Source organism: Streptomyces sp. NPDC055140 (assembly GCF_053607285.1).
On the sequence record NZ_JBSGTG010000001.1, the window covers coordinates 315,961 to 327,538 of the forward strand.

15 protein-coding genes are annotated in these 11,578 nt (G+C 72.0%); 1 reads left to right on the forward strand and 14 read right to left on the reverse strand.

Features of this window, described 5'->3' with window-relative positions:
* Window positions 1-112: 112 nt before the first annotated feature.
* From ACWFR4_RS01500 to hisI, 4 genes are all read right to left on the reverse strand, one after another.
* Complete coding sequence (locus tag ACWFR4_RS01500; RefSeq protein WP_453468861.1) at window positions 113-355, reverse strand: HGxxPAAW family protein; 243 nt, start codon at window positions 353-355, stop codon at window positions 113-115.
* A gap of 141 nt (window positions 356-496) precedes the next feature.
* Complete coding sequence (locus ACWFR4_RS01505) at window positions 497-1,153, reverse strand: TIGR02234 family membrane protein (protein ID WP_453650206.1); 657 nt, start codon at window positions 1,151-1,153, stop codon at window positions 497-499.
* 22 nt (window positions 1,154-1,175) lie between these two features.
* The gene (locus tag ACWFR4_RS01510) at window positions 1,176-2,657 is read right to left on the reverse strand and encodes an anthranilate synthase component I (RefSeq protein ID WP_453468863.1); all 1,482 of its coding nucleotides are present in this window, start codon (window positions 2,655-2,657) and stop codon (window positions 1,176-1,178) included.
* 75 nt (window positions 2,658-2,732) lie between these two features.
* The gene (gene hisI / locus ACWFR4_RS01515) at window positions 2,733-3,107 is read right to left on the reverse strand and encodes a phosphoribosyl-AMP cyclohydrolase (protein ID WP_453468864.1); all 375 of its coding nucleotides are present in this window, start codon (window positions 3,105-3,107) and stop codon (window positions 2,733-2,735) included.
* Window positions 3,108-3,190: 83 nt separating this feature from the next.
* Between hisI and ACWFR4_RS01520 the strand changes: the two genes are divergently transcribed.
* Complete coding sequence (locus tag ACWFR4_RS01520) at window positions 3,191-3,826, forward strand: TIGR03085 family metal-binding protein (RefSeq protein WP_453468865.1); 636 nt, start codon at window positions 3,191-3,193, stop codon at window positions 3,824-3,826.
* Window positions 3,827-3,833: 7 nt separating this feature from the next.
* Here ACWFR4_RS01520 and ACWFR4_RS01525 read toward each other — a convergent pair whose 3' ends face one another.
* From ACWFR4_RS01525 to hisD, 10 genes are all read right to left on the reverse strand, one after another.
* Window positions 3,834-5,081, reverse strand: coding sequence for an MFS transporter (locus ACWFR4_RS01525; protein WP_453468866.1), 1,248 nt, complete (start codon window positions 5,079-5,081; stop codon window positions 3,834-3,836).
* Window positions 5,082-5,095: 14 nt separating this feature from the next.
* Entirely contained in the window at window positions 5,096-5,683 is a 588-nt protein-coding gene (locus ACWFR4_RS01530; RefSeq protein WP_453650208.1) for an ArsR/SmtB family transcription factor, read from the reverse strand.
* A 129-nt stretch (window positions 5,684-5,812) separates the two neighbouring features.
* On the reverse strand, window positions 5,813-6,568 hold the full coding sequence (hisF, locus tag ACWFR4_RS01535) for an imidazole glycerol phosphate synthase subunit HisF (RefSeq protein WP_100592253.1): 756 nt from the start codon (window positions 6,566-6,568) through the stop codon (window positions 5,813-5,815).
* Complete coding sequence (locus ACWFR4_RS01540) at window positions 6,565-6,966, reverse strand: RidA family protein (protein ID WP_453467190.1); 402 nt, start codon at window positions 6,964-6,966, stop codon at window positions 6,565-6,567. The genes hisF and ACWFR4_RS01540 overlap by 4 nt, the downstream gene beginning before the upstream one ends.
* The gene (gene priA, locus ACWFR4_RS01545) at window positions 6,963-7,691 is read right to left on the reverse strand and encodes a bifunctional 1-(5-phosphoribosyl)-5-((5-phosphoribosylamino)methylideneamino)imidazole-4-carboxamide isomerase/phosphoribosylanthranilate isomerase PriA (RefSeq protein ID WP_116502603.1); all 729 of its coding nucleotides are present in this window, start codon (window positions 7,689-7,691) and stop codon (window positions 6,963-6,965) included. Before priA ends, ACWFR4_RS01540 begins: the two co-directional genes overlap by 4 nt.
* Window positions 7,691-8,353: an imidazole glycerol phosphate synthase subunit HisH gene (hisH, locus tag ACWFR4_RS01550; protein ID WP_453467188.1), complete on the reverse strand. Its 663-nt coding sequence runs from the start codon at window positions 8,351-8,353 to the stop codon at window positions 7,691-7,693. The genes priA and hisH overlap by 1 nt, the downstream gene beginning before the upstream one ends.
* A gap of 20 nt (window positions 8,354-8,373) precedes the next feature.
* A complete protein-coding gene (locus ACWFR4_RS01555) occupies window positions 8,374-8,538 on the reverse strand; it encodes a hypothetical protein (protein ID WP_405481918.1) in 165 nt (54 codons plus the stop codon).
* 3 nt (window positions 8,539-8,541) lie between these two features.
* Window positions 8,542-9,135 carry an imidazoleglycerol-phosphate dehydratase HisB gene (gene hisB / locus ACWFR4_RS01560; protein ID WP_266565282.1) on the reverse strand — a complete coding sequence of 198 codons (594 nt, stop codon included), beginning with the start codon at window positions 9,133-9,135 and terminating at the stop codon, window positions 8,542-8,544.
* Entirely contained in the window at window positions 9,132-10,247 is a 1,116-nt protein-coding gene (locus tag ACWFR4_RS01565) for a histidinol-phosphate transaminase (RefSeq protein WP_453650210.1), read from the reverse strand. Before ACWFR4_RS01565 ends, hisB begins: the two co-directional genes overlap by 4 nt.
* Window positions 10,244-11,563 (reverse strand): histidinol dehydrogenase, encoded by a 1,320-nt coding sequence (gene hisD, locus ACWFR4_RS01570; protein ID WP_453467196.1) that lies wholly within the window; start codon window positions 11,561-11,563, stop codon window positions 10,244-10,246. Before hisD ends, ACWFR4_RS01565 begins: the two co-directional genes overlap by 4 nt.
* Window positions 11,564-11,578 lie beyond the last annotated feature (15 nt).

Consider the following 11,578-nt stretch of genomic DNA (forward strand, 5'->3'; position numbering starts at 1 on the left):
TTCTGGCGGGCGCGGGCCGGGCGGCCCCGGGGCGGGGGGGGTGCGGGCGTTTGCGGGGCGGGGGCCCCCCCCCCGCCCCCCCCCCCCCCCCCCCCCACGACGTGGGGGAGGCTCAGGCCTCCGCGGCGACGACCTCGGGCGAGACGGCCGGCAGCGACTGCGGCTTCGGCTTGCCGAGACCCGCGGCGCTCATGGCGCCGCCGACGACCGCGGCGATGGCGAGCAGGGCCATGCCCGCCCAGAAGCCGACGGGGTTGGCCATCACCATGAAGGCGCCCGCGACGCAGAAACCGATGAAGGCGATGATGACACCGGTCCAGGCGGCCGGGGTGTGTCCGTGGCTGCTGTCCGCCATGGTTGCTCCTCGTTGCTCAATGCGTGGCTGATGCGTGGCCTCGTACCCCGCGCGTGGCACCGCGCTGGGTGGTGAGCCGGACGCTCGTGCCCATTGTCCCGCACTCGCGGGCATGGGCGGCACTCGGGGTCCGGGGCCCCGCTATGCCTCGTGTGTGGGGTCCTCGCCCCGGTCGAGGGCCTTCCACAGCTCCTCGGGGCGCTCCGGGTCGACGGGACGGGCCGCCTTGCGGGGCCGCGGGGTGCCGTCACGCTCGTAGCGGCCGCCCATCGACGGCCAGGAGCGGCCGTAGCGCAGGGCGAGCAGGCCGGCCAGGAGGATGAGCGCGCCGCCCGCGGCACCGACGTACGGCCATACGGTGTGGCCGAGGGAGCCGATGGTGGCGGCGGTGTTGCCCGAGACCTCGGCGGCCTTCTCGTCGAGGGCCGCGCTGTCGCCGGCGCCGAGGACGGCGGCGACGACGGCGCCCGCGCCGCTGAGCGCGAGGAGCCCGGCGACGAGCGTGCGCCCGGCGCGGCGGACCGCGAAGACGGCGACGAGGGCCGCGAGCCCCACTATGGCGAGGGCCGCGGGCACTCCGGTGACGTCACTGCCCTTGGCGGCGAGCGGGAAGCTGCCGCCGGGCACGGTCGCGGACCCGGAGGCCCACTCCTGCCGCGAGGAGAGCAGGGCCACCGCCGCGCCGACGGCGCCGAACAGGAGCGCGGCGGCGAGGCTGCGGCGGCCGTTGCGCGCGGCGGCCGTCTCCTGGGAGGCGGTCCCGGCTTCGGTTCGGGGGGATGGCACTGCGGAAGTCACCTCACCACTATCCCCCACGCCGTCAGGCGTCGTGCATCCGGTTGGCCGTGTGCACGGCGCGCAGCACCGCCGCCGCCTTGTTGCGGCACTCGGTGTCTTCGGCGACGGGATCGGAGTCGGCGACGATACCCGCTCCGGCCTGCACATATGCGGTGTTGTCGCGCAGGAGTGCGGTGCGGATGGCGATGGCCGTGTCGGAGTCCCCGGCGAAGTCGAGATATCCGACACATCCGCCGTACAGACCGCGCCGGGAGGGTTCGAGCTCGTCGATGATCTGCATCGCGCGCGGCTTGGGCGCGCCCGAGAGGGTGCCCGCGGGGAAGCAGGCGGTGAGGACGTCGAAGGCGGTGGTGCCCGGGGCGACCCGGCCGGTGACGGTCGACACGATGTGCATGACGTGCGAGTAGCGCTCGACGGACATGAAGTCGACGACCTCGACGGAGCCCGGTTCGCAGACGCGGCCGAGGTCGTTGCGGCCGAGGTCGACGAGCATCAGGTGCTCGGCGCGCTCCTTGGGGTCGGCCAGGAGTTCGTCGGCGAGCGCCTGGTCCTCCTGGGGGGTGGCGCCGCGATGCCTGGTCCCGGCGATGGGGTGCACCATGGCGCGCCCGTCCTCGACCTTGACGAGGGCCTCCGGCGACGAGCCGACCACGTCGAACCCGTCGAAGCGGAACAGGTACATGTACGGCGACGGGTTGGTGGCGCGCAGGACCCGGTAGACGTCGAGCGCGCTGGCCGTGCACGGCGTCTCGAAGCGCTGCGAGGGCACGACCTGGAAGGCCTCGCCCGCCCGGATGCGCTCCTTGATGTCCTCGACGGCCTCCTGGTAGTCCGTGCCGCCCCACAGAGCGGTGAACTCCGGGAGTTCGGAGGGCGGCAGCGCGGCGGGGGCCTGGACGACGGGCCGGGAGAGGTCGGCCTCCATCGCGTCGAGGCGGGCCACGGCGTCCGCGTAGGCCTCGTCGACGCCGGTGTCGAGGTCGTTGTGGTTGATCGCGTTGGCGATCAGCAGGACCGAGCCGTCCCAGTGGTCGAGGACGGCGAGGTCGCTGGTGAGCAGCATCGTCAGCTCGGGGAGCTTCAGGTCGTCGCGCTCGCCGGGGCCGATCTTCTCCAGGCGGCGCACGATGTCGTAGCCGAGATAACCGACCATGCCGCCGGTGAACGGGGGCAGGCCCTCGTAGCGGGGGGTGTGGAGGGTCTCGACCGTGGCACGCAGGGCGGCGAGCGGGTCGCCGTGGGTGGGGACGCCGACGGGCGGGGTGCCGAGCCAGTGCGCCTGGCCGTCGCGGGTGGTGAGGGTGCCGGCCGAGTGGACGCCGACGAAGGAGTAGCGGGACCACGAGCGGCCGTTCTCCGCGGATTCCAGGAGGAACGTGCCGGGGCGTTCACCGGCCAGCTTGCGGTACAGACCGACGGGGGTGTCGCCGTCCGCGAGGAGCTTGCGGCTGACGGGGATCACTCGGCGGTCGGTCGCGAGCTTGCGGAAGGTCTCGAGATCCATAGGAAGAGCTTAGGGCGTGTCCGGACAGGTCCGGTGCGCCGCCCGGTCCGTGGAACGGGCGGCGGGGCGGTGGTCTCAGGCGCCGGTGCCGGTCACCGTCAGCTCGTCCGCGTCGAAGCAGGTGCGGTCGCCGGTGTGGCAGGCCGCGCCGACCTGGTCGACCTTCACCAGGAGGGTGTCCGCGTCGCAGTCGAGGGCGACCGACTTCACGTGCTGGAAGTGACCGGAGGTGTCACCCTTGACCCAGTACTCCTGGCGGCTGCGGGACCAGTACGTGCAGCGGCCCGTCGTCAGCGTGCGGTGCAGCGCCTCGTCGTCCATCCAGCCGAGCATGAGCACCTCGCCGGTGTCGTACTGCTGGGCGATCGCGGGGACCAGGCCGTCGGCGCTGCGCTTGAGGCGGGCGGCGACGGCGGGGTCGAGGCTGCTGGGCGGGGGCGTGCTGGTCATAGGGACCATTGTGCCGCGCCCCGCGTGCCCTTTCGGGCGGGCGTCCACTGGGCGGACCGGTCGGGCGGTCGTAGGCTGGCCGTATGTCGACCCATGCAAAGCGTGAACGACTTCTCCTCGCCGACCTGTTGGAGGCGGCGGGCCCGGACGCCCCGACCCTGTGCGAGGGCTGGAACGCCCGTGATCTCGCGGCCCATGTGGTGGTGCGCGAGCGCCGCGCGGACGCCGCGGGCGGGATCCTGATCAAGCAGCTGGCGCAGCGTCTGGAGCGGGTGCAGGCCGAATTCGCCGAGAAGCCCTACGACGAGCTGATCCAGCTGATCAGGACGGGCCCGCCGCGTTTCTCGCCGTTCTCCCTCAAGCAGATCGACGAGGCCTCGAACGCGGTCGAGTTCTACGTCCACACGGAGGACGTGCGCCGCGCGCAGCCGGACTGGACGCCGCGCGAGCTCGACCCGGTCTTCGCGGACGTGCTGTGGTCGCGCCTCGAGCGGATGGCCCGCGTGATCGGCCGCAAGTCGCCGGTCGGCCTGGTCCTGCGCCGCCCGGACGGCCGAACGGCGGTGGCGCACAAGGGCACGCCCGTGGTGACGGTGACCGGTGAGCCCGCCGAGCTGCTGATGTTCGCGTTCGGCCGGCAGGACGCGGCGCGGGTGGAGACGGAAGGCGAGAAGGACGCGATCGGGAAGCTGCACGAGGCGAAGCAGCTCGGCATCTGATGCGGGTTCAGGCCGGGAGTTCGGCGCGGCGCAGCGGCGTGCGGCACAGACCGTAGACGCCGGCGAGGGCACAGATCGCGGCGCTGGCCACGAAGACCGGACCAGTGCCCCACAGGCCGACGGCCGCGCCGGTCAGCGGCATGGTGAGCGGGACGAGACCGAGGCTGCACAGGCTCGTGACGGCGGTGACCCGGCCGATGTAGGCCGGGTCCGCGTGGGTCTGTGTGAGCGCTCCGCACAGGGCGCCGCTGAGACCGGCGAGCAGCCCGATGACCAGCGCGACGGCGACCGCGGCGGCGAGGTGCGGTACGAAGGCGAGCGCACCGATGGCGGCGGCGCCGCCTCCCATGGTCGTGGCGAGGACGAGACCCGCGCGCGGCACCCGGCCGCGGACGGCGAGGAGCAGCGAGGCCGCGCCCGCGCCGACGCCGAACCCGGCGAGCACCGAGCCCATCCCTGAGGCGCCCCAGCCGCGCTGGTCGGCGAGGAGGGTCAGGCCGACGTTCAGGGGGCCGACGAAGCCGAGGTCGCTGAGGGCGATGACGACGACCAGCGGGGCGAGGACGCTGTGGCGGCGGACATATCGCAGACCGTCCGCGAGGCCGTTCCTCGCCGGGGCGCCGCTCTTGCCGTTGTCGTCAGGCAGGTCCCGGATGCGCAGGGACATCAGGAGCGGCAGCGAGATCGCGAACAGCAGTCCGGCCGCGCCGAACGCCGCCGCGGGGCCGCCGAGCGCGACGCCGAGACCGCCCAGGGGCGCGCCCACGACGTTGGCGAGGCGGACCGCGAGTCCACGCATGCCCTGGACCCGGGCGAGCTGGTCGCGTCCGGTGACGCGGGCGGGCAGTGCGCCGACGGCCGGGAGAAAGAGGGCGTCGACGATGCCGAAGACCAGGCCGAGGAAGGTGAGCGGCCACAGGCCCGGTCGGGTCGCGAGGAAGAGCCCGGCGACGCCGAGGACCGCGGCGCTGCGCACGGCGTCGCCGGCTATGACGATGCGGCGCGGCCCGAGCCGGTCGGCGATCACTCCCCCGCCGAGCATCAGCAGGGCCCGGGGTGCCGCGCTGACCGCCATGACGATCCCGGCCTGCGAGGGGCTGCCCGACTGGACGGCCGCCCAGGACAGGGCGACGTAGTAGATGTTGTCGCCGATCATCGAGGCGCCGTAGGCACCGAGCCAGCGCAGCACGTTGCCGTCGCGGTGGGCGGGCTTCTCGGGGTCGGGGGTGCGGGTGAGGGGCGCGGTCACGGTCATGGGAGGTGGTCCTCTCAGGCGCGGAACGGGAAGCCGTGCAGGTGCAGCGCGACGTTCTCGCGCCCTTGGGTGTCGCCCGCGGCCTGTGCGGCGCGGCCCTGCTCGTCGTACTTCCTGATGACGGCGAGCAGCTCGCCCGTCAGCTCGGTCAGCTCGGCCGCCGTCAGAGGCATCAGGGCTTCGGAGTCCGAGGACGCGGCGCGCCACTCGGGGGCCCAGGTGGAGCGCTCGTCGAGGTAGCGGCGGTAGAACTCGCTGCGCTGTTCGTAGAAGAGCCGGGTGGCCGCCTGGTGCGCCGCGGCCTTCTCGGGGGCGTCGCCGAAGTCCGCCTCGTGGATGCTGACGCCGTCGGACGCGGGCTGCCACCAGCGCTCGCGGCCGTCCCGCTGCGCCCCGGGCGCCTCTTCGATGAGCCCGGCGTCCGCGAGCTTGCGCAGGTGGTAACTGACCAGCGAGACCGCCCCGTCGACCTGCTCGGCGAGCTGCGACGCGGTCGCGGTGCGGGCGACGACCAGGGCTCGGTACAGCTGCGAGCGCAGCGGGTGGGCGAGCGCCTTGAGGGTGCCGAGGTCCGTGATGCGGCGGGTCTGTTCGTCGGTCATGGCATGAGCCTAGATACGAAAGAAATATTGCGCAACAGAAATTGCGCAACTGATCCTGTGCATCGGGCCGAGAAAAAGGCCCCGGCCACCCTGAGGGTGACCGGGGCCTGAGAGCGTGCGCTCCCGGCGTCAGCGGACGGGGTGACCCGCCTCGCGCAGCGTCTCCTTGACCTCGCCGATCCGCAGATCGCCGAAGTGGAAGACGGACGCGGCGAGCACCGCGTCGGCGCCCGCGGCGATCGCGGGCGGGAAGTGCTCGAGGCGTCCCGCGCCGCCGGACGCGATCACGGGCACCGTGACGTGCTTGCGGACGGCCGCGATCATCTCGATGTCGTAGCCGTCCTTCGTGCCGTCGGCGTCCATCGAGTTGAGCAGGATCTCGCCCGCGCCGAGCTCGGCGGCCTCGTGCGCCCACTCGACGGCGTCGATCCCGGCGGACTTGCGGCCACCGTGCGTCGTCACCTCGAACGTGCCGGACGGCGTGCGGCGCGCGTCGACCGACAGGACGAGCACCTGGCGGCCGAACCGCTCGGCGATCTCGCGGATCAGCTCGGGGCGGGCGATGGCGGCCGTGTTCACGCCCACCTTGTCCGCGCCGGCCCGCAGCAGCTTGTCCACGTCGTCCGCCGTGCGGACGCCGCCGCCGACGGTGAGCGGGATGAAGACCTGTTCGGCGGTGCGGCGCACCACGTCGTAGGTCGTCTCGCGGTTGCCGGAGGACGCCGTGATGTCGAGGAACGTCAGCTCGTCGGCGCCCTCGGCGTCGTACACCTTCGCCATCTCGACGGGGTCGCCCGCGTCGCGCAGGTTCTGGAAGTTGACGCCCTTGACGACCCGGCCGTTGTCCACGTCCAGGCAGGGGATGACCCGTACGGCCAGCGTCATGACGGTGTGTCTCCTCGGTACGCCTCCACCTCGACCTCGACGACCAGGCTCGGGTCGATGAAGCCGGAGACGATGATCATGGATGCTGCGGGGCGGACGGCGTCGAACAACTCCTTGTGGGCCCGGCCCACGTCGTCCACATCCCGCGCATGGGTGATGTACATACGGGTGCGCACCACATGCTCGCTCCCGAGCCCCAGGGTCTTGAGAGCGTCGAACGCGGCCTGGAACGCGTTGAGCGTCTGCTCGTACGGCGTTCCCGCATCGATGACACCGTTGACCACGGACGTACAACCGGACACCAGGACAAGGCCGTTGGGCAGTTCGACCGCGCGCGAGTAGCCCATGGCCTCCTCCCACGGCCCGTCCGAGTCGACCCTGCGTACGCCGTCGATCATGACGCCACCGCGGCGAGGGCCTCTTCCAGCGTGAAGGCCTTCGCGTACAGCGCCTTGCCGACGATCGAGCCCTCGACGCCCAGCGGGACGAGCTCGGAGATGGCGCGCAGGTCGTCGAGCGACGAGACGCCACCGGAGGCGACAACGGGCCGGTCGGTCACGGCGCACACGTTGCGCAGGAGCTCCAGGTTCGGGCCCTGCAGCGTGCCGTCCTTGGCGATGTCGGTGACGACGTAGCGGGCGCAGCCCTCGGAGTCGAGGCGCGCGAGCGTCTCGTAGAGGTCGCCGCCGTCGCGGGTCCAGCCGCGGCCGCGCAGCGTGGTGCCGCGCACGTCGAGGCCCACCGCGATCTTGTCGCCGTGCTCGGCAATGACCTTGGCGACCCACTCGGGGGTCTCCAGGGCGGCGGTGCCGAGGTTGACGCGGGTGCAGCCGGTGGCGAGCGCGGCGGCGAGCGTGTCGTCGTCGCGGATGCCGCCGGACAGCTCGACCTTGATGTCCATGGCTCGCGCGACCTCGGCGATCAGGGCACGGTTGTCGCCCGTGCCGAACGCGGCGTCGAGGTCCACGAGGTGCAGCCACTCGGCGCCGGAGCGCTGCCACGCGAGGGCGGCCTCGAGCGGGGAACCGTAGGAGGTCTCGGTGCCGGACTCGCCGTGCACGAGACGTACGGCCTGGCCGTCGCGGACGTCGACGGCGGGGAGGAGTTCGAGCGTGCGGGACATCAGAGGGTTCCGATCCAATTCGTGAGGAGCTGGGCACCGGCGTCGCCGGACTTCTCGGGGTGGAACTGTGTCGCCCACAGTGCGCCGTTCTCGATGGCGGCGATGAACGGCTCGCCGTGCGTGGCCCAGGTGACCTTCGGCGGGCGCATGTGGACGTTGCCGACCTCGAAGTCCCACTGCTGCACGGCGTAGGAGTGCACGAAGTAGAAGCGGGCGTCGCTGTCGAGGCCGGCGAAGAGCTCGGTGTCCTGCGGCGGGCGGACCGTGTTCCAGCCCATGTGCGGGACGATCTCGGCCTTGAGGGGCTCGACGGTGCCGGGCCACTCGTCGAGGCCCTCGGCCTCGACGCCGTGCTCGATACCGCGCGCGAAGAGGATCTGCATGCCGACGCAGATGCCCATCACGGGGCGGCCGCCGGCCAGGCGGCGGTCGATGATCCAGTCGCCGCGCGCTTCCTTGAGGCCCTTCATGCAGGCGGCGAAGGCGCCGACGCCGGGGACGAGGAGGCCGTCGGCGTTGAGTGCGGTGTCGAAGTCGCGGGTGATCTCGACGTCCGCGCCCGCGCGGGCCAGGGCACGCTCGGCGGAACGGACGTTGCCGAACCCGTAGTCGAAGACGACGACCTTCTTGCCGGCTGTGCCGGCGGGCTTGGCTGAAGTCATGGCTGGCTGCTCCCTGCCCCTCAGTTCCAGTAGTCGAGCCGCAGGACACCGGCGACCAGACACATGGCCGCGGCGATGGAGAGCAGCGCGATCAGGCTCTTGGGCAAGCCCTGCTTGACGAAGGAGATGACGCCGCCGATCAGGAAGAGACCGACGACGATGAGGACGGTGTTGAGGCCGTTCATGGCTTAGAGGGCGCCCTTCGTGGACGGAAGGATGCCCGCGGCGCGCGGGTCGTGCTCGGACGCGTAACGCAGCGCGCGGGCCAGCGCCTTGAACTGGCACTCCACGATGTGGTGCGCGTTGCGCCCGTACGGGACGTGGACGTGCAGCGCGATCTGGGCCTGCGCGACGAACGACTCCAGGATGTGCCGGGTCATCGTCGTGTCGTAGGAGCCGATCATGGGGGCCATGTTCTCGGGCTCGGTGTGCACCAGGTAGGGGCGGCCGGAGAGGTCGACCGTGACCTGGGCGAGCGACTCGTCCAGCGGGACGGTGCAGTTGCCGAAGCGGTAGATGCCGACCTTGTCGCCGAGCGCCTGCTTGAAGGCGGCGCCGAGCGCGAGGGCGGTGTCCTCGATGGTGTGGTGCGTGTCGATGTGCAGGTCGCCCTCGGTCTTGACCGTGAGGTCGAAGAGGCCGTGGCGGCCGAGCTGGTCGAGCATGTGGTCGTAGAAGCCCACGCCCGTGGAGACTTCGACCTTGCCGGTGCCGTCGAGGTCGATCTCGACGAGGACCGAGGTCTCCTTGGTGGTCCGCTCCACCCTGCCTACGCGACTCATGCGTTCCGCTCCTTCTTGATTGCGCGTACCGCATCGAGGAACGCGTCGTTCTCGTCCGGGGTGCCCGTGGAGACACGCAGCCACCCGGGTACGCCGTTGTCCCGGACCAGCACGCCCCGGTCGAGGATCTTCTGCCACACCGCGTGCGCGGCGCCTTCGCCTTCGAATCGGCCGAACTGCACGAAGTTGGCGTCCGAGTCGGTCACTTCGTAGCCCGCCGCCCGCAACTCGGTCACCAGGCGGTCGCGTTCGTCCTTCAGCTGCTCGACGTAACCGAGGAGCGTGTCGGTGTGCTCCAGGGCGGCGAGTGCCGTGGCCTGGGTGACGGCCGACAGGTGGTACGGCAGGCGCACCAGCTGGACGGCGTCGACGACGGCGGGGGCGGCGGCCATGTAGCCGAGGCGCAGGCCCGCCGCGCCGAACGCCTTCGACATCGTGCGCGAGACGACGAGGTTCGGCCGGCCTTCGAGCAGCGGGAGAAGGGACTTCCCGTGGCTGAACTCGATGTAGGCCTCGTCGACGACGACCATGGACGGCTTGGCGGCCTGCGCGGCCTCGTACAGGGCGAGGACCGTCTCGGGCGGGACCGCGCTGCCGGTGGGGTTGTTGGGCGTCGTGATGAAGACGACGTCCGGGCGGTTCTCGGCGATGGCCTTCACGGACGCTTCCACGTCGATGGTGAAGTCCGCGCTGCGCGGTCCGGAGATCCAGCCGGTGCCGGTGCCACGCGCGATGAGTGCGTGCATCGAGTACGAGGGCTCGAAGCCGATGGCGCTGCGGCCGGGGCCGCCGAAGGTCTGCAGGAGCTGCTGGATGACCTCGTTCGAGCCGTTGGCGGCCCAGACGTTCTCGATGCCGACGTGGTGGCCGCCGGTGCGCGTGAGATAGCCGGCGAGCTCGGTGCGCAGCTGGACCGCGTCCCGGTCGGGGTAGCGGTTGAGGTCGCGGGCGGCCTCGCGCACGCGCTCCGCGATCCGCTCGACGAGCGGATCGGGCAGCGGGTAGGGGTTCTCGTTCGTGTTCAGGCGTACGGGTACGTCGAGCTGGGGGGCGCCGTACGGGGACTTGCCGCGCAGCTCGTCCCGCACGGGCAGATCGTCGATACCGGTCACTGGCCGGGAACCTTCCATTCGAACCTTGCCTTGATCGCCGCGCCGTGCGCGGGCAGGTCCTCCGCCTCGGCGAGCGTGACCACGTGGTGGGCGACGTCGGCGAGGGCGTCGCGCGTGTAGTCGACGATGTGGATGCCGCGCAGGAAGGACTGGACGGACAGACCGGACGAGTGGCAGGCGCAGCCGCCGGTGGGCAGCACGTGGTTGGAGCCCGCGGCGTAGTCGCCGAGGGAGACCGGCGCCCAGGGGCCGACGAAGATCGCGCCGGCGTTCTTCACGCGCTGGGCGACCGCGGCGGCGTCGGCGGTCTGGATCTCCAGGTGCTCGGCGCCGTACGCGTCGACGACGCGCAGGCCCTCGTCGACCCCGTCGACCAGGACGATCGCGGACTGCCTGCCACGCAGGGCGGGGACGATCCGGTCGTCGATGTGTTTGGTGGCCGCGATCTGCGGCTCCAGCTCCTTCTCGACGGCGTCCGCGAGCTCCGCCGAGTCGGTGACGAGGACGGCGGCGGCGAGCGGGTCGTGCTCGGCCTGGCTGATCAGGTCGGACGCGACGTGCGCCGGGTCGGCCGTGGCGTCCGCGAGGACCGCGATCTCGGTCGGGCCCGCCTCGGCGTCGATGCCGATGAGGCCGGTGAAGTAGCGCTTGGCCGCGGCGACCCAGATGTTTCCGGGGCCGGTGACCATGTTCGCCGGGGCGCAGGACTCGGTGCCGTACGCGAACATCGCGACGGCCGTGGCGCCGCCCGCGGCGTACACCTCGTCGACGCCGAGCAGCGCGCACGCGGCCAGGATCGTCGGGTGCGGGAGGCCATCGAACTCGGCCTGGGCCGGCGAGGCGAGGGCGATCGACTCGACCCCGGCCTCCTGCGCGGGCACCACGTTCATGATCACGGAGGACGGGTAGACGGAGCGGCCGCCCGGCGCGTACAGGCCGACGCGCTCGACGGGCACCCACTTCTCGGTGACCGAGCCGCCGGGGACGACCTGCGTGGTGTGGGTGGTGCGGCGCTGCTCGCGGTGGACGATGCGGGCCCGGCGGATCGACTCCTCCAGGGCCGCGCGGACGGCGGGGTCCAGCTGCTCCAGGGCGTCCTGGAGGGCCTTGGCGGGAACCCGTACGGACTCCAGCTTCACCCCGTCGAACTGCTCCGCGTAATCGATCAGTGCCGCGTCGCCACGATGATGCACGGCCTCGCAGATCGGACGCACCTTCTCGAGGGCGGCCTGAACGTCGAAGTCGGCTCGGGGCAGCAGGTCGCGCAGTGCGGGGCCCTCGGGGAGGGCGTCGCCGCGCAGATCGATTCGGGCCATCGGCAGAAATTGCAG